At 63.8% G+C, this 20,153-nt stretch carries 18 protein-coding genes; 15 read left to right on the top strand and 3 right to left on the bottom strand.

The window, feature by feature from the left end:
* Positions 1-6: 6 nt before the first annotated feature.
* The 4 genes from dapB to ACZ0BA_RS20305 are packed head-to-tail and all read left to right on the top strand — an operon-like array spanning position 7 to position 2,283.
* A complete protein-coding gene (dapB, locus tag ACZ0BA_RS20320) occupies positions 7-816 on the top strand; it encodes a 4-hydroxy-tetrahydrodipicolinate reductase (protein WP_463453000.1) in 810 nt (269 codons plus the stop codon).
* Positions 813-1,499 (top strand): MotA/TolQ/ExbB proton channel family protein, encoded by a 687-nt coding sequence (locus ACZ0BA_RS20315; protein WP_463452999.1) that lies wholly within the window; start codon positions 813-815, stop codon positions 1,497-1,499. Before dapB ends, ACZ0BA_RS20315 begins: the two co-directional genes overlap by 4 nt.
* A gap of 26 nt (positions 1,500-1,525) precedes the next feature.
* On the top strand, positions 1,526-1,957 hold the full coding sequence (locus ACZ0BA_RS20310; RefSeq protein ID WP_463452998.1) for an ExbD/TolR family protein: 432 nt from the start codon (positions 1,526-1,528) through the stop codon (positions 1,955-1,957).
* Positions 1,957-2,283: a barstar family protein gene (locus ACZ0BA_RS20305; protein ID WP_463452997.1), complete on the top strand. Its 327-nt coding sequence runs from the start codon at positions 1,957-1,959 to the stop codon at positions 2,281-2,283. Before ACZ0BA_RS20310 ends, ACZ0BA_RS20305 begins: the two co-directional genes overlap by 1 nt.
* 6 nt (positions 2,284-2,289) lie before the next feature.
* Here the strand turns inward: ACZ0BA_RS20305 and map are convergent, their stop codons facing one another.
* The 3 genes from map to ACZ0BA_RS20290 form a co-directional block, all read right to left on the bottom strand.
* A complete protein-coding gene (gene map / locus ACZ0BA_RS20300; RefSeq protein WP_463452996.1) occupies positions 2,290-3,099 on the bottom strand; it encodes a type I methionyl aminopeptidase in 810 nt (269 codons plus the stop codon).
* Between the two features lie 58 nt (positions 3,100-3,157).
* A complete protein-coding gene (locus ACZ0BA_RS20295) occupies positions 3,158-3,523 on the bottom strand; it encodes a VOC family protein (protein ID WP_463452995.1) in 366 nt (121 codons plus the stop codon).
* 83 nt (positions 3,524-3,606) lie between these two features.
* Positions 3,607-4,365: a DUF6597 domain-containing transcriptional factor gene (locus ACZ0BA_RS20290; RefSeq protein ID WP_463452994.1), complete on the bottom strand. Its 759-nt coding sequence runs from the start codon at positions 4,363-4,365 to the stop codon at positions 3,607-3,609.
* Between the two features lie 121 nt (positions 4,366-4,486).
* On the opposite strand from ACZ0BA_RS20290, the gene leuS reads away from it, so the two are divergent.
* The 11 genes from leuS (at position 4,487) to ACZ0BA_RS20235 (ending at position 20,029) form a co-directional block, all read left to right on the top strand.
* Positions 4,487-7,129 carry a leucine--tRNA ligase gene (leuS, locus tag ACZ0BA_RS20285; RefSeq protein WP_463452993.1) on the top strand — a complete coding sequence of 881 codons (2,643 nt, stop codon included), beginning with the start codon at positions 4,487-4,489 and terminating at the stop codon, positions 7,127-7,129.
* A gap of 31 nt (positions 7,130-7,160) precedes the next feature.
* A complete protein-coding gene (locus tag ACZ0BA_RS20280) occupies positions 7,161-7,775 on the top strand; it encodes an LPS-assembly lipoprotein LptE (protein WP_463452992.1) in 615 nt (204 codons plus the stop codon).
* A 10-nt stretch (positions 7,776-7,785) separates the two neighbouring features.
* Positions 7,786-8,802, top strand: a complete 1,017-nt coding sequence (gene holA / locus ACZ0BA_RS20275; protein ID WP_463452991.1) for a DNA polymerase III subunit delta — start codon at positions 7,786-7,788, stop codon at positions 8,800-8,802.
* A gap of 52 nt (positions 8,803-8,854) precedes the next feature.
* A complete protein-coding gene (locus ACZ0BA_RS20270; RefSeq protein ID WP_463452990.1) occupies positions 8,855-10,126 on the top strand; it encodes a glutamate-5-semialdehyde dehydrogenase in 1,272 nt (423 codons plus the stop codon).
* 9 nt (positions 10,127-10,135) lie between these two features.
* Positions 10,136-10,552: a CopD family protein gene (locus tag ACZ0BA_RS20265; protein WP_463452989.1), complete on the top strand. Its 417-nt coding sequence runs from the start codon at positions 10,136-10,138 to the stop codon at positions 10,550-10,552.
* A 10-nt stretch (positions 10,553-10,562) separates the two neighbouring features.
* The gene (locus tag ACZ0BA_RS20260; RefSeq protein WP_463452988.1) at positions 10,563-11,165 is read left to right on the top strand and encodes a DsbA family protein; all 603 of its coding nucleotides are present in this window, start codon (positions 10,563-10,565) and stop codon (positions 11,163-11,165) included.
* A gap of 76 nt (positions 11,166-11,241) precedes the next feature.
* Positions 11,242-12,444, top strand: a complete 1,203-nt coding sequence (locus tag ACZ0BA_RS20255) for a THUMP domain-containing class I SAM-dependent RNA methyltransferase (RefSeq protein WP_463452987.1) — start codon at positions 11,242-11,244, stop codon at positions 12,442-12,444.
* 14 nt (positions 12,445-12,458) lie between these two features.
* Positions 12,459-13,736, top strand: coding sequence for a multidrug effflux MFS transporter (locus tag ACZ0BA_RS20250; RefSeq protein WP_463452986.1), 1,278 nt, complete (start codon positions 12,459-12,461; stop codon positions 13,734-13,736).
* 221 nt (positions 13,737-13,957) lie between these two features.
* A complete protein-coding gene (locus tag ACZ0BA_RS20245; protein ID WP_463452985.1) occupies positions 13,958-16,123 on the top strand; it encodes an HDOD domain-containing protein in 2,166 nt (721 codons plus the stop codon).
* Positions 16,124-16,130: 7 nt separating this feature from the next.
* Complete coding sequence (locus ACZ0BA_RS20240; protein ID WP_463452984.1) at positions 16,131-18,413, top strand: putative bifunctional diguanylate cyclase/phosphodiesterase; 2,283 nt, start codon at positions 16,131-16,133, stop codon at positions 18,411-18,413.
* A gap of 17 nt (positions 18,414-18,430) precedes the next feature.
* Positions 18,431-20,029, top strand: coding sequence for an SEL1-like repeat protein (locus tag ACZ0BA_RS20235; RefSeq protein WP_463452983.1), 1,599 nt, complete (start codon positions 18,431-18,433; stop codon positions 20,027-20,029).
* Positions 20,030-20,153 lie beyond the last annotated feature (124 nt).

Genomic DNA, 20,153 nt, shown 5'->3' with positions numbered 1-20,153 from the left:
GCACGCATGACCGCAATGCAAATCGCCATCGCCGGCGCCAGTGGCCGCATGGGCCGTATCCTGATCGAAGCGGTCGAGAGCGCGCCGGACGCGCGCCTGGCCGGCGCCCTGGGCCGCGCCGGCTCGGCCAGCATCGGCAGCGACGCCGCCGCCTTCCTCGGCAAGCCGGGCGGCGTGCCGGTGCAGTCGGAGCTGTCGCAAGGCCTGGCCGACGCCCACTACCTGATCGACTTCACCCGTCCTGAAGGCACGCTGGAACACCTGGCTTATTGCGCCGAGCACGGCATCAAACTGATCATCGGCACCACCGGTTTCGACGACGCCGGCAAGGCCGCCATCGCCGAAGCGGCCAGGAAAACCGCGATCGTGTTCTCGCCTAACTTCAGCGTCGGCGTCAACGTCACGATGAAGCTGCTCGAGCAGGCCGCCAAGGCGCTGTCGACCGGCTACGACATCGAAGTGATCGAGGCGCACCACCGCTTCAAGGTCGATGCGCCGTCCGGCACCGCGCTCAAGATGGGCGAAGTGATCGCCGGCGCGCTGGGCCGCGACCTGAAGGACTGCGCCGTCTACGCGCGCGAAGGCGTCACCGGCGAACGCGATCCGTCGTCGATCGGTTTTGCCACCATTCGTGGCGGCGACATCGTTGGCGACCACACCGTGCTGTTTGCCGGCATCGGCGAGCGCATTGAAATCAGCCACAAATCGAGCAGCCGCGCGACCTACGCGCAGGGCGCGCTGCGCGCCTGCCGCTTCCTGGCCGACAAGCCGACCGGCTTGTTCGACATGTATGACGTCCTGTCGCTGAACGGATGACGCCCGTCGTCGCCAACCAGTTCACCCTGGCCCATTACTGGGAGCAGGGCGACGGCATCAGCCACGCGGTGGCGTTCGTGCTGCTGGCGATGTCGCTGGTGAGCTGGTTCTTCATCCTGTCGAAGGCCTTCGCGGCCTGGCGCGTGCGCCGCAGCTCTCCGGCCGTGCAAGCGTTCTGGGAAGCGCCGACGATGGGCGACGGCGTCGCCGCGCTGACGTTGGCGGACCCGGAAAAAATCTACCTGCCGCTGGCGCAGCAGGGCGCCGCGCAAATCAAGGTGGCCGAGCGGCAGTCGCTGGGCGGCGACATGGACCACGCCGCGCAGGTCACACGCGTTTTGCGCGTGGCGATCCAGCGCTCGACCAACCGCCTCGAGGGCGGCCTGACGGTACTGGCGTCGATCGGCGCGACCGCGCCGTTTGTCGGCCTGCTGGGCACCGTCTGGGGCATTTACCACGCGCTGGCCAATGTGTCGGCCAACGGCACCGTGCAGATCGACAAAGTGGCCGGCCCTGTCGGCGAGGCGCTGGTCATGACCGCGATCGGCCTGACGGTGGCGATACCGGCGGTGCTGGCGTTTAACGCGTTCAACCGCGTCAACCGCCTGACGCTGGCGGAGCTCGACGCGTTCGCGCACGACCTGCACGCCTATCTGACGACCGGCGCGCGCGCCGGCAAGTAACCCTTTCATTCGAGCCGGGAGCAAGCATGAGCTTTGGCGCATTCAACCACCACCGCCAGCCGGGACCCATGGCCGACATCAACGTCACACCGATGGTCGACGTGATGCTGGTGCTGCTGGTGATCTTCATCCTCAGCGCGCCCATGTTCACCAGCGCGGTCAGGCTCGACCTGCCGAAGGCGCAGGCGCCGACCAGCCAGCAGCAGGCGGAGGCGGCCACCGTCACCTTGGCCATCGACGGCAAGGGCAAGATCTTCTGGAACAACGAGCCGCTCGAGCGCGATGCGCTGGAGGCGCGCTTGGTGGAAGCGGCCAAACAGGACCCGCAGCCGGAGCTGCAGCTGCGCGCCGACAAGGACACCCGCTACGAAGTGGTGGCGCAGGTGATGGCGGCGGCGCAGACCAACGGATTAACGAAATTGGGGTTCGTCACGGACCCGAAGAAAGAGCAAAAATAATGGCAACCGCAGAATTGAACGGCGCGGCGATCACCGATATGACCAGCTTCCACGCTGCCTGCAAGGCGGCGCTGGGTTTTCCCGACACGTATGGCGCGACGATGGATGCGTGGGTCGATTGCCTGAGTTATCTGCGCGATGAAGACGGCATGAGCAGATTCCGCCTCAAGCCGAACGAGGTGCTCGACATCGTCATCAAGGACGCCGGCGCGCTGAAGGCGGCCGCGCCGGACATCCTGGAAGAGGTAACGTACTGCGTGGCCGGCATCAACGAGCGGTATGAAGACTACGGCGAAAAGCCGGCCTTGAAATTGACGTTGAAATAACCCGTATCAACCGACGATCGGGATCTGCGCCTTGGCGCCGGTCTCGCCGGGCGCCAGGGTCAACACCTCGAACCCGGTCTCGGTCACCAGCACCATGTGCTCCCACTGCGCCGACAGCGATTTGTCGCGCGTCTCGACGGTCCAGCCGTCGTCCAGTTCCTTCGTGGCCGCGCGGCCGGCGTTGATCATCGGCTCGATCGTAAACAGCATGCCCGGCTTGAGCACGACGCCCTGGCCTGGACGGCCATAGTGCGTCACCTGCGGTTCCTCATGGTAGACCTGGCCGATGCCATGGCCGCAATAATCGAGCACCACGCTGAAGCCGGCCTTTTCCGCCACCGTCTGGATCGCAAAACCGACATCGCCCAGGGTCGCACGCGGCTTGACGGCGCGGATGCCGGCCCACATCGCCGCATAGGTGGTCTCGACCAGCTTGCGCGCCGCTTTCGACGGTTCGCCGACGTAATACATACGGCTGGTGTCGCCGTGCCAGCCATCCTTGATGACGGCCACGTCGATGTTGATGATGTCGCCGTCCTTGAGCACTTCCTCGGACGAGGGAATGCCGTGGCAGACCACATGGTTGATCGAACTGCACACGGTGGCCGGGAAGCCGCCGTAGCCGACATTGGCCGGGATGACCTTTTGCACGTTGACGATGTAGTCGTTGCACAGCTGATCGAGGTAGGCCGTCGTCACGCCCGGCTTGATGTGCGGGCCGATCATCGTCAGCACGTCGGCCGCCAGCTGGGCGGCGACGCGCGCCATGACGATTTGCTCGGGCGACTTGATCATATTGGCGTTACGGCGTGACATGGACTACCTCTTTCTTTTCGAAGGGGCGTAGTGTGCCACAAACCGTCAACGCCATGCGCTAGCGTACCTCTTTCGGGTCGAAATGCGGGTTGTAAATCAGGCACAATAAATTACCGAAAGGGTCCGCCAACTCGACCGTTTTGATGTTCTCGCCGACATCCTGGATGGCGCCGTGGATGGTCGCTCCGAGCGCGGTGATCCGCTCGACTTCGGCCGCGATATCGTCGACGCCCCAATACACCATGCCGCCGGCGGTGGCTGCCCGGCCGTCCGGAATCAGTCCCAGTTCAAAGCCGCCGACGCTGAACCCCACATAAAAAGGCTGGTCGAAGTAGGGCGCGGTGTCGAACACCTTCGCGTACCACTCCTTGGCGGCCGCCAGATCGGCCACCGGATAAACCAACGTGCGCAGTCCCTTGATCATGATGCTAGTCTTCCTGACGATGTCGAAAACGCCATCTTGGCATATGCGCGGCGCCGGCGATTGTAAAAATGGAAGCCGACCAGCTAGGCGTTTAAAAAGCGCTCCGGCGCGCTGCCGGCGAATTCTTGGAAATCGTGGATCAGGTGCGACTGGTCGAAGTAGCCGCAGTCGAGCGCCAGCCCCGCCCAATCCGGCGCGGGCGACGCCCTGAGCGCGGCGGTGGCCCGGCGGAAGCGGCAAATGCGCGCGTACAGCTTGGGCGACAGCCCGACCCGTGTGCGGAACTGCGCCGCCAGGTGCTGGCGCGAGACGCCCAGTTGCGCCGCCAGGTCGTCGATCCGCACCCCGCCGGCACTGGTGTCGATCAGGCCGACCGCGCGGCTGATCAGCGCCCCGCCGGCGGCCAGCGGGGCCGCCTCGCGCAGCCGCTCCAACAACTGCGTTTCAATTAACGCAAGTCGTTCGCGGTCGCTCAGCTCCCGGGTCCATAGCGCGTCGGCCAGCCGGTCGGCGGCGCTGCGCCCCCACAGCAGGTCGATATCGGCCCGCTGATCGGTCAGCGCATGCAGCGGCGTCGCCAAAAACGCCGCAGCCGCTCCGGGCTTGAAACGCACCGCCACCGTGCTCACCGGCCCGGCGCTGGTCACGTGGATGGCTGTACTCATCATGCCGACGGCAAAAGCCGGCTGTCCGCCGTCCTGCCACAGGATGTCGACGCAGTTATCGGGCAGCACCCGGTGCGTATGCGCCCGCCCGGGCGCCACGGTCAGCACGCGCGCCGTCCACATGCAGTCGACATGGGCGCTTAAAGCCGGGTGGGGAGGGTATTCGCGGTAAATCATGCGGTTATCTTACCGTCTGGACCGCGCCAAGGGGCCACTCTCGTGCGCTGGAGGTGGTTGAGCCAGTATAATGTCCGGTTCATATTCCTTTTTTGCCGGGCCACGCCGGCCCCACACCATCATGCAAGATAAATATAGTCCCGCCGACGTAGAACAAGCCGCGCAATCGCACTGGAAGGCCATCGACGCCTATAAAGCCGTCGAGCACGACCCGCGTTTCCCGAAAGGGAAGTACTACGCCTGTTCGATGCTGCCTTACCCATCGGGCAAACTGCACATGGGCCACGTCCGCAACTATACGATCAACGACGTGATGTACCGCTACCTGCGGATGAACGGCTACAACGTGCTGATGCCGATGGGCTGGGACGCGTTCGGCATGCCGGCGGAAAACGCGGCAATGGCCAACAACGTGCCGCCTGCGCAGTGGACCTACTCGAACATCGCCCACATGCGCGAGCAGATGGAGTCCATGGGCCTGGCGATCGACTGGTCGCGCGAGATGACGGCCTGCAAGCCCGAATACTATAAATGGAACCAGTGGATGTTCCTGAAGATGCTCGAAAAAGGCATCATCTACAAAAAGACCGGTACCGTGAACTGGGATCCGATCGACCAGACCGTGCTGGCCAACGAACAGGTCATCGACGGCCGCGGATGGCGTTCGGGCGCGCTGATCGAAAAGCGCGAGATCCCGATGTACTACGCCCGCATCACCGACTACGCCGACGAGCTGCTGGAGCACGTCGACAGCAAGCTGCCGGGCTGGCCGGAGCGCGTGCGCACCATGCAGGCCAACTGGATCGGCAAATCGACCGGCGTGCGCTTCGCCTTCCCGCACCAGATCAAGGACGCCGACGGCGCCCTGATCGGCGACGGCAAGATGTACGTCTTCACCACCCGCCCGGACACTATCATGGGCGTGACCTTCTGCGCCGTGGCGGCCGAGCATCCGCTGGCGATCCACGCCGCGCAGACCAATCCTGAACTGGCCGCCTTCAACGCCGAGTGCAAACTGGGCTCGGTGATCGAGGCCGACATGGCGACGATGGAGAAGAAGGGCATGCCGACCGGCTTGTTCGTCACCCATCCGCTGACCGGCGAGCAGGTCGAGGTCTGGGTCGGCAACTACGTGCTGATCACCTACGGCGACGGCGCCGTCATGGGCGTGCCGGCGCACGACGAGCGCGATTTCGCCTTCGCCAAAAAGTACAACCTGCAGATCAAACAGGTGATCAAGGCCGAAGGCCAGGAATTCTCGACCGACGCGTGGCAGGAATGGTATGGCGACAAGGCCATCTCCGTCGTCACCAATTCGGGCAAGTACGACGGCCTGACCTACGCCGACGCCGTCGAGGCGGTGGCCGCCGACATGGCCGCCAAGGGTCTGGGCGAGAAGAAGATTACCTTCCGCCTGCGCGACTGGGGCATCTCGCGCCAGCGTTACTGGGGCACGCCGATCCCGATGATCAACTGCGCCGATTGCGGCTCGGTGCCGGTGCCGGAAAAAGACCTGCCGGTGGTGCTGCCGGAAGACTGCGTACCGGACGGCAGCGGCAATCCGCTGAACAAATACGAAGCCTTCCTCAAGTGCGACTGTCCGCAGTGCGGCAAGCCGGCGCGCCGCGAGACCGACACGATGGACACCTTCGTCGATTCGTCGTGGTACTACATGCGCTATACGTCGCCGGGCGCCAACGCGTCCATGGTCGATGAACGCAACGACTACTGGATGCCGATGGACCAGTACATCGGCGGCATCGAGCACGCCGTTTTGCACTTGCTGTACGCGCGCTTCTGGACCAAGGTGATGCGCGACTTCGGCATTGTCAAGTTCGACGAGCCGTTCACCAACCTGCTGACGCAGGGCATGGTGCTGAACGAAACCTACTTCCGCGAGGACGACGCGGGCAAGAAGACCTGGTTCAATCCAGCCGACGTCGAAGTGACCCTGGACGACAAGGGCCGCCCGCAAGGCGCGACGTCGAAGGACGACGGCCAGCCGGTGCAGATCGGCGGCACCGAGAAGATGTCGAAGTCAAAGAACAACGGCATCGATCCGGCCGCGCAGATCGGCCAGTACGGCGCCGACACCGCGCGCCTGTTCACGATGTTCGCCTCGCCGCCGGAACAGACGCTGGAATGGTCGGGCAGCGGCGTCGAAGGCGCCAACCGCTTCCTGCGCCGCGTGTGGGCGTTCGGTTACGCCCAGGCCGCGCGCATCGAGTCGGCGTTGAACGCCGCCCCGGCGCCGGTCGCCACCGAGCCGCAGAAAACCCTGCGCCGCGAACTGCACAAGATCCTGCAGCAGGCCGACTATGACCTCAAGCGCATCCAGTACAACACCGTCGTTTCGGCCTGCATGAAGATGCTCAACACGATCGAATCGGCAAAGCTGGACGACAGCGCCGAATCGAACGCGCTGGTGGCGGAGGGCTTCTCGATCTTCCTGCGTTTGCTGAACCCTGTCGCCCCGCACATCACCCACGTGTTGTGGGAGGAACTGGGCTACGCCAAGGTTCACGGCGACATCCTCAATACGCAGTGGCCGCAGGTTGACCCGGCCGCGCTGGAGCAGGCCGAGATCGAGATGATGATCCAGGTGAACGGCAAACTGCGCGGCAGCGTGGTCGTCGCCAAGGGCGCCGACAAGGCCACCATCGAGGCGCTGGCGCTGGCCAGCGAAGGCGTACAGAAATTCATCGAGGGCACGCCGAAAAAGATCATCGTCGTGCCGGGCAAATTGATCAACATCGTTGTTTAACAGATTAGCGGACGGATCTCGGATGACTAACATGGCAAGCAGGTCCCGGTTGTTCCAGCGCGCGCGTTCCCACGTGCGCGTGTGTTCCCTCGTGCTGGCGTTGTCGCTGACGGTGTCGGCGTGCGGCTTCCATCTGCGCGGCGACGGCGGCCACTACACGCTGCCGTTCCCGACGATGTATGTGGGACTGCCCGAGTCGTCGCCGCTGGCGGTCGATTTGAAGCGCAACATCAACGCCAACGGCAGCACCACCGTCGTCAAAACCGCCAAGGAAGCCGAAGGCATCATCGAGGTGATCTCCAATCCGGAGCACACCAAGACCAAAACCATCCTGTCGCTCAACAGCAATGGCCGGGTGCGACAGTACCTGCTCTCGTACAGCATCGTGTTCCGCGTGGTGGACAAGCAGGGCGCCGTGCTGCTGCCGCCGACGGCGATCGCGCTGAGCCGCCCGATCGACTTCAACGAAACGCAGTTGCTGGCCAAGGAACAGGAAGAGGCCTTGCTGTACAGGGACATGCAGACCGACCTGGTACAGCAGATGATGCGCCGTATCGCCGCCATCAAAATGACGCGCATGTCGGTGCCCGCTTCAACGCCAAACCCGGCGCCGACCCAATCGGCACCGGCCGTGCCGATCCTGTAAGGGCGCGTCTATGCAATTGCGGTTGGAAGCGCTGGACGGCCATTTGACGAAGTCGTTGTCCCAGCTTTACGTCATCACCAGCGACGAGCATTTGCTGGCGCTGGAGGCGGCCGACAAGATCCGCCGCGCCGCGCGCGCGCACGGCTATTCGGAGCGCGACGTGCTGACCGTCGAGCGCAGCTTCAAGTGGGGTGAGCTGCTGGCGGCCAATCAGGCGCTGTCGCTGTTCGGCGATAAAAAGCTGATCGAGCTGCGCATCCCGACCGGCAAGCCGGGCAAGGATGGCGGCGCGGCGCTGCAGAACTACGTCAAGGATCTGAGTCCGGACAACCTGACCCTGATCACCTTGCCCAAGCTGGATTGGCAGACGCAGAAGGCGGCCTGGGTGGCCGCGCTGCAGCAGGCGGCGGTGTACATCGACATCGCGCAGATCGAACGGGCGCATTTGCCCAACTGGATAGGCCAGCGCCTTGCCGCGCAGGGGCAAAGCGCGGACCGTCAAAGTGTCGACTTCATCGCCGACCGCGTCGAGGGCAACCTGCTGGCGGCGCACCAGGAGATCCAGAAGCTGGCGCTGTTGCACGAGCCGGGCAAGCTGACCTACGAACAAGTGCACGACGCGGTGCTCAACGTGGCGCGCTACGACGTGTTCAAGTTGAGCGAGGCGATGTTGTCGGGCGATCCGGCGCGGCTGGTGCGCATGCTCGAGGGCCTGAAAGGCGAGGGCGAGGCGCTGCCGCTGGTGCTGTGGGCGGTGTCGGAGGAGATCCGCACGCTATTGAAACTGAAGTCGGGCATGGCGCAGGGCCGGCCGCTCGGCGCACTGCTCAAGGAATACCGCATCTGGGGTCCGAAAGAGCGCATGATGGATCCGGCGCTGCGCCGCATCTCGCTGCCGACCCTGGAAGCGGCGATGAAGGACGCGGCGCAGGTGGACAAGATGATCAAGGGCCTGCGCGCCAAGGCGCACAACGGCGACGCCTGGGACGCGATGCTGCAGCTGGCATTGAAAGTGGCCCGGGGTTGAAGTCAGTTTTAGAACTGCCGTCTAAGTATGTAACGGACATCGTGGAATGAACATGGATATCAAGCACTACATGGAACAACTGGGCCAGCAGGCGCGCAAGGCATCGCGCGCGATGGCTCGCGCCAACAGCGCCACCCGCAACCGCGCGCTGACCCTGATCGCCGACGCCATCGAACGCGACGCCGACCAGCTGCGCGCGGCCAATCAGCTCGACATGGACGCGGCGGCCGCCAACGGCCTGGCGCCGGCCATGCTGGACCGCCTGGCGCTGTCCGACAAAGCCATCGCCACGATGGTTGAAGGCCTGCGCCAGATCGTCGCGCTGCCCGATCCCATCGGCGAGATCTCCGGTTTGAAATTCCGCCCCACGGGCATCCAGGTCGGCCAGATGCGCGTGCCGCTGGGCGTGATCGGCATCATCTACGAATCGCGTCCCAACGTGACCGTCGATGCCGCGGGGCTGTGCATCAAGAGCGGCAACGCCACCATCCTGCGCGGCGGCTCGGAGGCGATCCACTGCAACCGCGCGCTGGCAAAGCTGGTCAAGGAAGGCCTGGCCGGCGCCGGTCTGCCGGAAGACGGCGTGCAGGTGGTCGACACCACCGACCGCGCGGCCGTCGGCGCGCTGATCACCATGCCGCAATACGTGGACGTGATCGTGCCGCGCGGCGGCAAGGGCCTGATCGCGCGCCTGATGGAAGAGGCGACCGTGCCGATGATCAAACACCTGGATGGCATCTGCCACGTCTACATCGACGCCAAGGCCGACTTGAAGAAGGCGGTGGACATCGGCTTCAACGCCAAGTGCCACCGTTACGGCACCTGCAACACGATGGAAACGCTGCTGGTCGCACGCGCGATCGCGCCGGCGGTGCTGCCGCAACTGGCTGCGCTGTATGCGACCAAGGAAGTCGAGCTGCGCGCCGATCCGGAAGCGCTGGCGATCCTGTCGGCCGCCGGCTACCCGCATCTGGTGGCCGCCACCGAGGAGGACTGGTCGACCGAGTACCTGGCCGCGATCCTGTCGGTGAAAATCGTCGACGGTATCGACGAGGCGATGGAGCACATCAACCACTACTCGTCCAAGCACACCGAATCGATCATCACCGAGGACCACAGCGACGCCATGCGCTTCCTGCGCGAGGTCGATTCGGCGTCGGTAATGATCAACGCCTCGACGCGTTTCGCGGACGGCTTCGAATACGGTTTGGGCGCCGAAATCGGCATCTCGAACGACAAGCTGCACGCGCGCGGCCCGGTCGGACTGGAAGGTTTAACGTCGTTGAAATACGTGGTATTCGGTCACGGTGAAGTTCGTCAATAAAGGATAGCTATGCTCTGGATTAAAGCGCTGCACATTTTCTTCGTCATCTGCTGGATGGCCGGGGTGTTCTACCTGCCGCGCATCTTCGTCAACCTGGCGATGGAAACGAACACCGCCACCACCGAGCGCCTGACGCTCATGGCGCGCAAGTTGTATCGTTTTTCGATGTGGCTGTCGGTGTTCGCGGTGGTCTTTGGCGCGATCCTGGTCTACATGCAGTACGGCGCGAAAATGCCGGGCTGGATGCACGCCAAGCTCCTGCTGGTGGTGCTGGTGGTAGGCTACCACCACGCCTGCGGTTCGATCCTGAAGAAGTTTGAAAAAGGCGTCAACACGCGCAGCCACAAGTGGTTCCGCGTCTTTAATGAAGTGCCGGTGTTTATGTTGTTGGCCATCGTCATCCTGGTTGTCGTCAAACCGTTCTGATCGGAGCATCATGAGCAAAGTCTGTCAGTATTTTTTCGCCATCCATTCGCCGTGGACCTATCTGGGGCATGAGCGATTTGTCGCGATGGCGCGCCAGCACGCGGTGCAGATCGAGGTGCGTCCTTTCGACCTGGGCAAGGTGTTCGGCGTATCCGGCGGCCTGCCGCTGGCCAAGCGCGCACCGCAGCGCCAGGCCTACCGCCTGGTCGAGCTGACCCGCTGGTCGGAGTTCCTCGGCGTGCCGATGAACGTGCAGCCGAAGTTCTTCCCGGTGTCGCCCGACCTGGCCAACCGCATGGTGATCGCTGCGCGCCTGACGCACGGCGTCGATGTCGCGCTCGAGCTGTCCGGCGCCATCATGCGCGGCCTGTGGGCCGAAGAGAAGAACATCGGCGACGAGGACACCCTGGCGCAGATCGCCGGCGGCTGCGACCTCGATGGCCGCGCGCTGATCAAATCATCGGAGACGGCCAGCGTGCAGGCCGAGTACGACCGCAACACCGAGGACGCCACCGCCGCCAATGTATTCGGCTCGCCGTGGTATGTGCTCGATGGAGAGAGCTTCTGGGGCCAGGATCGCCTGGACTTCCTCGAGCGCGCAATGCAGAAGTAAGCAGCAAAGACGTAAAGCAGCAACGTAGTAAACAAAGTAACGGGTTTTAGATTTTCAACGGACAAAAGGTACACCTATGGCATCCTATTTTTGCCCATGCCCGCGCGGCATGGAAGCGGCACTGGCCGAAGAACTGGGCGAAATCGCGCTCCTCAGCACCACGATGAAGGTGCACAACCAGGTCCCCGGCGGCGTGCACTGCTCCGGCGACCTGCTGGACTCCTATCGCATCAACCTGCATTCGCGTATCGCTTCGCGCGTGCTGATGCGCATGGCCGTCACCGGCTACCAGAACGAGAACGACATCTACGACCTGGTGCTGGCGCAGCAGTGGGAAGACTGGTTCACCTACGACCACACGATCCGGGTCGATGTTACCGCCGTCAAATCGCCGCTGAAAAGCCTGGAGTTCACCACGCTGAAGATCAAGGACGCGATCTGCGACCGCTTCCGCGACCAGTTCGACAAGCGTCCTTCGGTCAACACCAAGGAACCGGACATGCGCATCGTCGGCTTCCTCGACGCGCGCCAGTTCATCATCTACCTGGACACCTCGGGCGAGGCGCTGTTCAAGCGCGGCTGGCGCGAGGAAACCGGCGACGCGCCGCTGCGCGAGAACCTGGCCGCCGGCCTGCTGCGGGTGTCGGGCTGGAAGCCGGGCATGCCGCTGTTCGACCCGATGTGCGGCTCCGGCACCATCCTGTGCGAAGCGGCCCAGATGGTGCAGGGCATTCCGCCGGGCGCACGCCGCCGTTTCGCCTTCGAAGCCTTTAACGACTTCGATCCGGCGCCGTGGAACGAGATGAAAAATTCGATCAAGCCTAATCCGCTGCCGGCATCGCCGACCATCTTCGGCTCCGACATCTCGGGCGACATGGTGGCCATGACCCGTCATAACCTGAAGTGCGCCGGCATCATGTTCGACGTGCCGCTCAAGCAGATCGAGGCGCAGGAAGTGAAGGCGCCGACCGAGCAGCCGGGCATACTGCTGACCAATCCTCCGTACGGCGAGCGTATCGGCGTGCGCGGCGACAGCTCGCTGCCCGAGGACGAACTGGCCAGCGGGTTCTATTCGGCGCTGAGCACCACGCTCAAGCAGCGCTTCGCCGGCTGGACGGTGTTCCTGTTCACCGCCGACCTGGGGCTGCCGAAGATGCTGCGGCTGAAGGAATCGCGCAAGACGCCGTTCTTCAACGGCGCGCTCGAATGCCGTTTGTTCCGCTTCGATATGGTGGCGGGCTTCAACCGCCGCGAAGCGGCCAAGCCCAAAGAAGTGTAAAAAAGGCCGCGCCGATGTTCCCGACACCTCCCGCCAATCTCCCGCCCGATCCTGTCGAGGACATCCCGCCGCCGCCGCCTTCCCACATGAAGGTGCTCAGCGCGGCCGGCCTGGCAACCATGCTGGCCGCGATGTCGATGCTGGGACCATTCTCGATCGACGCCTACCTGCCGGCGTTCCCCAACATCCAGGCCACGCTCGGCGCCACGCCGCTCGAGGTGCAGCAAAGCCTGACGTTCTACATGCTGGCCTTCGCCGCCATGGTGCTGTGGCACGGCGCACTGGCGGACGCCTTCGGGCGCCGCAACGTGGTGCTGGTGTCGCTGGTGATGTTCGCCATCGGCACCCTGGGCTGCGCCTCCGCGCACACGGTGCATTACCTGTGGGTGTTCCGCATCATGCAGGGTGTATCGGCCGGCGCCGGGGTGGTGGTGGGGCGCGCCATTATCCGCGACCTGTACGACGACGCCGCCGCCGCGCGGTTGCTGTCGATGGTGACGATGATCTTTTCGATCGCGCCGGCCATCGCGCCCATCCTCGGCGGCTGGATCGTCACGCTGTTCGACTGGCGCGCGATCTTCCTGTCGCTGCTGGCCTATACCATCCTGCTGTTCATCTATTGCTACCGCCGCCTGCCGGAGACGCTGCCGCCGCATAAGCGCCAGCCGTTCAACCCGCGCTACCTGGCGCGCAACTACGGTCAAATCCTGCGCTCGCCGCTGTTCCACATGAAGTCCGGCGTGGTCGCATTCAACTTCGCCGGCCTGTTCGTGTACATCGCGGCGGCGCCGGAATTCCTGCCCAAGCACCTCGGCCTGGGGGCGTCGCAGTTCGGCTGGCTGTTCATTCCGGCGGTGTCGGGGATTTTCCTCGGCGCGCTGGCGGCCAACCGCATGGCCGGCAAGATGACATTTTCGCGACAGATCGGCATCGGCTTCTGCTTCCTGATCTCGGCGGCGGTATTGAACGTTCTTTACCACCTTTTCCTGCCGCCGGCGCTGCCATGGTCGGTCGCACCGCTGTTTTTTTACAACTTCGGCATGTCGGTGGTGGCGCCGGCCGCCACGCTGCTGGCGATGGACCTGTTTCCCCACATCCGCGGCACCGTGGCCTCGTGCCAATCGTTCGCGCTGACCCTGCTGGGTGCGCTGGTGGCGGGCGTGATCGCACCGTTTCTATCACACTCGGTGCTCTGGTTAGCCGCTGGACAGCTGGCATTTAGTGCCTCTGCTCTCCTTTTATGGTTGACGTCGCGCCATTACCGGCGCATGCTTCTACGCCATCCAGGTTAACACTTGTTTACGGTGGGAAATGGAAATAGTTTAGAATGAAAGATAAATAGCGGCTTGATAGCTGCTAAGTTATCATGATACTTTATGCTAATATAACTTTTCCAAGCGTAATTTTAAGCCCTGAACCTGCTTGAAATACTAATGAAAAAATAACATTTTCGGTACTGAGCCGTTGAGTACCCTCCCTTATTCGACGACCACTGGCGGCAAAGCTGGATACGATGCATCAACCTGACCATGACATTCGCAATCGATTGCTGATTGCCCGTCTGCCGGCCATGCCGCAGATACTCATTAAGTTGATCGAGCACTTGCAGGCGGACGACGCCGGCATGCCGGAGCTCGCCGCATTGATCGCCAAGGACGCGGCGATGACCAGCAAGATCCTCACCGTCGCCAACAGCTCGGCGTTCCATCGCAACGCCCGCACCGTGGGCCTGGAACAGTCGCTGGTGTCGCTCGGCACCGACATGATCAAGACGCTGGTGATCAGCGAATCGGTGTTCCAGACCTTTAACAGCTTCCCCCATTCCGGCAGCACCGATTTGCGCGGCTTCTGGAAAGGCTCACTGACGACCGCCGTCATCGCCCGCGACATCGCCCGCAAGATGGAGTATCCGCACGTCGAGGAAGCCTATCTGGCCGGCCTGCTGCACAACGTCGGCCGCCTGGCGCTGCTGGCGACCGCGCCCAAGGAATACGGCTTTAACTTCATGGCGCGCGACGACGAGGACCTGTGCGCGGTCGAACAGCGCACCTTGCAGATCACGCACTCGGAGGCGGGCGCCTGGCTGATCGAGCGCTGGCACCTGGACTCGTTCCTGGCCGACAGCGTGCTGTATCACCACGAGCCGCTGGCGCGCCTGGAGTCGTCGCACCCGCTGATCCGCATCGTGCGCCTGGCGCATCTGTTGTGCTGCCACGACGATCAGGAAGAGGCGATCGAGAACGGCGGCTATCTGTGCGGGCTCGATGGCGAGGTGCTGCAGCAGATCGTCAACAACGCCGCCCGCCAGGTGGAAAAATCGGCCGATTACCTCGGCATCGACCTGGCCGGCGTCGACGACGTGCCGGTGCCGGCAGCGTACGCGCCGCCGGTGGTCGATCCGGTGCAGCAGCGCCTGTCGGAGGAAGTGCGCAACATGGTGCTGGTGTCCGAGATGGGCCAGTCGTTCGCGCGCCAGAACGGCGAGGCCGGCCTGCTCGAATCGATGACGCGTTCGGCGCGCATCCTGTTCGATTTCGAGAACGCGCTGGTGCTGCTGGAGAATCCGACCGGCCACGCGCTGCACGGCACCGCCACCGGCGACCAGCAACTGCGTTTTTCCGAATTCATCATCCCGCTCAACAAGGGTGGCCTGGTGGCGGCGTGCGCGCTGGAGCGCAAGCTGTCGATCATCAGCCGCGACGGAAATTTGCAACCGCAGCAGCCGCCATTGAGCGTGGCCGAGGACCAGTTGTTCCGCATCCTCGGCACCGAGAGCATGGTCTGCCTGCCGCTGGTGGCCAACCAACGCTGCCTCGGTGTGCTGATCGGCGGCGCGCCGGCCTGGCAGATGGCGAGCTACCAGAAGCGCGCGCGCTTCCTGCAGTCGTTCGGCACCCAGGCGGCGGCCGCGCTGGAGACGGCGATCAGCGAGCGCGGTCACGCCAAGCGCCAGATCGCCCATGTCGCCGAGGAGTACCGCGAGGCGTCGCGCCGCGTGGTGCACGAGGTGAACAACCCGCTATCGATCATCAAGAACTACCTGTCGGTCCTGGACAGCAAACTGGCCCGGCGCGAGCCGGTGGTCGGCGAGATGTCGATCCTGAACGAGGAGATCGACCGCGTCGGACAACTGATCAACGGCCTGGCCGATCTGCAGCCGACCGAAACGAGCCACGGCACCGATGTCGCACGCGTGGTCGACGACGTGCTGCGCCTGTTCCGCGCCACCGACTTCGTGCCGGCGTCGGTCCAGATCGTGGTGCGCATGCAGGAGGAGCCGGCCGACATCGAGGGCGACGCCGACCTGCTCAAGCAAATCCTGGTCAACCTGATCAAGAACGCGGTCGAGGCCATGCCCGACGGCGGCAAGATCGAAATCGCCAACCGCGGCCACGTCAACCGCGAGCGCAAGCTGTATCTGGAGCTGGTCATCGGCGACACCGGCCCGGGGCTGTCGACCGAGGTGCTGGCCAATCTGTTCTCCCAGGTGCGCAGCACCAAGGAGGGTCCGCACCATGGCCTGGGCCTGTCGATCGTCCACGGCCTGGTGAAGAAGATGCAGGGCCTGATCACCTGCCGCTCCGGCAAGGCGGGAACCACTTTCGAAATCTTGCTGCCCGCGCGTAGCAGTCCCAGTCCCGTCGGCGGCGTGCAAACGCGGTTGATGGATTCAGTTTAAGGCCATGATGAACCTGACTCCCGCCGGCACCGCCGCCCCAGAAACGAGTTCGGACGACCTGACCCCCGTCGTCCACGCCGCCGATAATTGGCCCCGCATCCTGCTGGTGGACGACGAACCGCGGCTGCTGTCGTCGCTGTACGAGCTGCTGCGCGACCGCGATTACCATCTGGTGACCGCGACCTGCGGCAGCGAGGCGCTGGCCCAGCTGACCAAACTGCGATTCGATCTGATCCTGCTCGACCTGCGCCTGCCCGACATGAGCGGCCATGAGATCATGGACTTCATCAACGCCAAGGGCATCGACGGCGACGTCATCGTCATGAGCGGGGAGGTCGGCATCGACGCCGCCATCGGCGCGCTCAAACGCGGCGCCTACGATTACCTGCGCAAGCCTTACAGCCGCGAGGAGCTGCTCAAGACGGTGGAGAACGCGCTGCAAAAGCGCCGCCTGGCCGTCGACAACGAACGCATCGCCTCCAAGCTGGAAAACTCGGAGAAGATGTACCGCTACCTGGTCGACAGCTCGCCGGACATCATCTATACGCTCAACCACGAAGGCAATTTCACCTTTATCAACGACCGCGTACAGCAGCTGCTGGGCATTACCCGCGAAGAGCTGATCGGCAAGCACTATTCGATCCTGGTGCACGACGAGGACCAGGAACGCGCACGTTACGCCTTTAATGAACGCCGCGTCGACGAGCGGGCCTCGCGCAACGTCGAACTGCGCCTCAAGTGCAATACCGGTGCGGGTATCGAGCGCACCTTCAACAACACGCTGATGACGATTTCGCTCAACGCCATCGGCATGCACGTCCCCGATCGCAGCGTCAAGAAGCACGAATTCTTCGGCACCTACGGCGTCGCGCGCGACATCACGGACCGCAAGCGCGCCGAGGAAGTGATCTCCTACCAGGCCTACCACGACATCCTGACCGACCTGCCGAACCGCATGCTGTTCAAGGACCGCCTGGGACTGGCCGTGATCCAGGCCAAGCGCAAACTGACCGAGCTGGCCGTGATGTTCATCGATCTGGACCGCTTCAAACTGGTCAACGATACGCTGGGCCACGTCAAGGGCGACGAGCTGCTGCAGCAGGTGTCGCAGCGCTTGAAAGTGTGCCTGCGCCGCGGCGACACGCTGGCGCGCCAGGGCGGCGACGAATTCACCATCGTGCTGCCGGAACTGCGCGACCGCCAGGACGCCAAGGCCATCGCCGACAAGTTCCTCGAAAGCCTGCACGAGCCGTTCGACCTCGATGGCCATCAGGTGCACATCTCCGCCTCGATCGGCATCGCCATTTATCCGAACGACGGCGAGACCATCGACGAACTGCTGCGCCACGCCGACATCGCGATGTACCAAGTCAAGGCGCTGGGCAAGAATGGCCACAGCTTCTATCACAACTCGATGCTCGACGTGTCGCACCAGAAGATCGCGCTCGAGCAAAGCCTGCGCAAGGCGCTGGAACTGAATGAGCTGGAAATGTACTACCAGCCGCAGCTCGACGTCGCCACCGGCCGCATCATCGGCGCCGAGGGCCTGATGCGCTGGAACCATCCGCAGCGCGGGCTGCTGTCGGCCGGCGAGTTCCTGCCGTTCGCCGAGGAAAACGGTTTGATGCTGCCGATTTCGGACTGGATGCTGGGCGCCTTGTGCCGCGACCTGCTGCAATGGAACGCCGCCGGCGGCGAGGCGATACGCCTGTCGCTGAACCTGTCGCCGCAATACCTGGACCGGGGAGATTTCTTCGAGAAGATGCGCGGCGCGCTGACGCGCTACAACATCTCGCCGGCGCAGATCGAAGTCGAGATCACCGAGAACATCTGCATCCGCAATCCGCAGTACGCGATCGAACAGCTGAACAAGCTTTGCCAACTGGGCGTGTCGGTGGCGATCGATGATTTCGGCACCGGCTATTCGTCCTTGTCGTATCTGCACCGCTTCCCGATCCACACCATCAAGATCGACCAGTCGTTCGTCAAGGAGATCCACGACGAGAACGGCCACTACCCGGTGATCCTGGCGATCATCTCGATCGCGCGCGGCCTCGGGCTGCACCTGGTGGCCGAAGGCGTGGAGACCGACGTGCAGGCGCGCTACCTGCAGGCCAACGGCTGCACCACGATGCAGGGCTATTTTTACCACCGCCCGATCTCGCTGCTCAGTTTTATCGACGTGCTGCAGGACCAGAACCGCCTGTCGGTATCGTCCTCGCCGTCCTCCAACGCTGCCAAGGCGCCGAACACAGACACCCAACCGGCCATGGTCGCAATCCAGGCTTGAACAATCAGTGAAGCAGTATGACGAAACGCACGCCTGACGGACCCGATGCCAACAAGGGCAGTACTTACACAGCCGAATTCCTGCGCGTGAAGCAGCAAGCCGAACGTGGTATCGCCAATGCCCAGCATAGCCTGGGCTTTATGTACTTCAACGGCCAGGGCGTGGCGCAAAGCTTCGAGCTGGCGGTGGTCTGGTATCGCCAGGCGGCGATGCAGGGGCTGGAGCACGCGCAGTACAACCTGGGCGTGATGTTCCAGAAGGGCCAAGGCGTCGAGCAAAATTACGAGGAAGCGGCGGCATGGTACAAGCTGGCCGCCGAGCAGGGTTACGCCGCCGCCCAGTACAACCTTGGCTGGTTGTACGCCAAGGGCCAGGGCGTGGAGGCCGATACGCAGAAAGCCATGCACTGGTTCAGCAAGGCCGCCGAGCAGGGCGACGCCGGCGCGCAAAACAATCTGGGCATGATGTACGACACCGGCAAGGGCGTGCCGCAGGACTTCAAGCAGGCCATCGCCTGGTACCGCAGGGCGGCGGAGCAGGGCTATGCGCGCGCGCAGTTCAACCTCGGTCTGCGCTACGACAACGGCCAGGGCGTGCCGCAGGATGTGGGCCAGGCGATGTCGTGGTACCGCAAGGCGGCCGACCAGGGTTACGCGCCGGCGCAGTTCAACCTGGCGCTGCGCTTCGACAAGGGCGACGGCATCGCGCAGGACAGCCAGAAGGCGATCCTGTGGTATCGCCGCGCGGCGGAACAGGACCACGCCAGTTCGCAGTTCAACCTTGGTCTGATTTACGACAACGGCCAGGGCGTGCCGCGCGACGAGCAGAAGGCGCTGGACTGGTATCGCAAGGCGGCCGAGCAGGGTCACGCCGGGGCGCAGAACAATCTGGGGCTGCGCTACGATCATGGCCAGGGCGTGCCGCAGGATTACGATCAGGCGCAGCGCTGGTACCGCAAGGCGGCGGAGCAGGGCTATCCCGGCGCGCAGTACCATCTCGGATTGCTGTACGACGCCGGCCATGGCGTGCCGATGGACCATCAGGAAGCGATTTTCTGGTATCGCAAGGCCGCCGACCAGGGGCATCTGCGGGCGCAGTTCGATCTGGGCCTGCGCTACGAGACGGGACGCGGCGTGCCGATGGATCTGCGCAAGGCGATGCTGTGGTACCGGCGCGCGGCCGAACAGGATTACGCGGCGGCGCAGTACAATCTCGCGCTGCTGTTCGATAACGACGAGGGACCGCAGCCCGATAGCGCGCAGGCCAACGGCTGGTATGCTAAGGCGGCGGCACAGGGACATACGCTGGCGCAGTTCGCGCTCGGCCTGCGCTACGACAACGGCCAGGGCATGCCGCAGGATTACGCGCAGGCGCACCATTGGTATGCGCAGGCGGCCGGCCAGGGGCATTTGCGCGCACAGTTCAATCTCGGCTTGATGTATCTGGTGGGTCAGGGCGTGCGGGCCGACGCGGCGCAGGCGTGGTTATGGCTGGCGATGGCGGAACGCGGCGGCTTCGGCGCCGCCGAGCGCTATTTGAAAACGGCCGCGTCCCGCATGGATGGCGAACAGCTGGCGCAGGCACGCCAGCGGCTGCAGGCGCCGCACCTCACGTAGATTTGCGTGGACACGTTGCGAAGGCGTGTTGTGTGGCTGTGCTATATTGACCCGAACGTTGGCGCCAACGTTGGCCGGAATGTCGGCCCAAATGTTGACGCGCTGCGGCCAAGACTTTGATCAC

Source organism: Duganella sp. AC917 (genome assembly GCF_979258245.1).
This window is presented reverse-complemented; position numbering and strand designations above follow the sequence as displayed.

What these genes read in the sequence shown, in the direction of transcription:
- dapB (WP_463453000.1), top strand. Translation starts at nt 7, where the DNA reads ATGACCGCAATGCAAATCGCCATCGCCGGCGCCAGTGGCCGCATGGGC.
- ACZ0BA_RS20315 (WP_463452999.1), top strand. Translation starts at nt 813, where the DNA reads ATGACGCCCGTCGTCGCCAACCAGTTCACCCTGGCCCATTACTGGGAG.
- ACZ0BA_RS20310 (WP_463452998.1), top strand. Translation starts at nt 1,526, where the DNA reads ATGAGCTTTGGCGCATTCAACCACCACCGCCAGCCGGGACCCATGGCC.
- ACZ0BA_RS20305 (WP_463452997.1), top strand. Translation starts at nt 1,957, where the DNA reads ATGGCAACCGCAGAATTGAACGGCGCGGCGATCACCGATATGACCAGC.
- map (WP_463452996.1), bottom strand. Translation starts at nt 3,099, where the DNA reads ATGTCACGCCGTAACGCCAATATGATCAAGTCGCCCGAGCAAATCGTC.
- ACZ0BA_RS20295 (WP_463452995.1), bottom strand. Translation starts at nt 3,523, where the DNA reads ATGATCAAGGGACTGCGCACGTTGGTTTATCCGGTGGCCGATCTGGCG.
- ACZ0BA_RS20290 (WP_463452994.1), bottom strand. Translation starts at nt 4,365, where the DNA reads ATGATTTACCGCGAATACCCTCCCCACCCGGCTTTAAGCGCCCATGTC.
- leuS (WP_463452993.1), top strand. Translation starts at nt 4,487, where the DNA reads ATGCAAGATAAATATAGTCCCGCCGACGTAGAACAAGCCGCGCAATCG.
- ACZ0BA_RS20280 (WP_463452992.1), top strand. Translation starts at nt 7,161, where the DNA reads ATGGCAAGCAGGTCCCGGTTGTTCCAGCGCGCGCGTTCCCACGTGCGC.
- holA (WP_463452991.1), top strand. Translation starts at nt 7,786, where the DNA reads ATGCAATTGCGGTTGGAAGCGCTGGACGGCCATTTGACGAAGTCGTTG.
- ACZ0BA_RS20270 (WP_463452990.1), top strand. Translation starts at nt 8,855, where the DNA reads ATGGATATCAAGCACTACATGGAACAACTGGGCCAGCAGGCGCGCAAG.
- ACZ0BA_RS20265 (WP_463452989.1), top strand. Translation starts at nt 10,136, where the DNA reads ATGCTCTGGATTAAAGCGCTGCACATTTTCTTCGTCATCTGCTGGATG.
- ACZ0BA_RS20260 (WP_463452988.1), top strand. Translation starts at nt 10,563, where the DNA reads ATGAGCAAAGTCTGTCAGTATTTTTTCGCCATCCATTCGCCGTGGACC.
- ACZ0BA_RS20255 (WP_463452987.1), top strand. Translation starts at nt 11,242, where the DNA reads ATGGCATCCTATTTTTGCCCATGCCCGCGCGGCATGGAAGCGGCACTG.
- ACZ0BA_RS20250 (WP_463452986.1), top strand. Translation starts at nt 12,459, where the DNA reads ATGTTCCCGACACCTCCCGCCAATCTCCCGCCCGATCCTGTCGAGGAC.
- ACZ0BA_RS20245 (WP_463452985.1), top strand. Translation starts at nt 13,958, where the DNA reads ATGCATCAACCTGACCATGACATTCGCAATCGATTGCTGATTGCCCGT.
- ACZ0BA_RS20240 (WP_463452984.1), top strand. Translation starts at nt 16,131, where the DNA reads ATGAACCTGACTCCCGCCGGCACCGCCGCCCCAGAAACGAGTTCGGAC.
- ACZ0BA_RS20235 (WP_463452983.1), top strand. Translation starts at nt 18,431, where the DNA reads ATGACGAAACGCACGCCTGACGGACCCGATGCCAACAAGGGCAGTACT.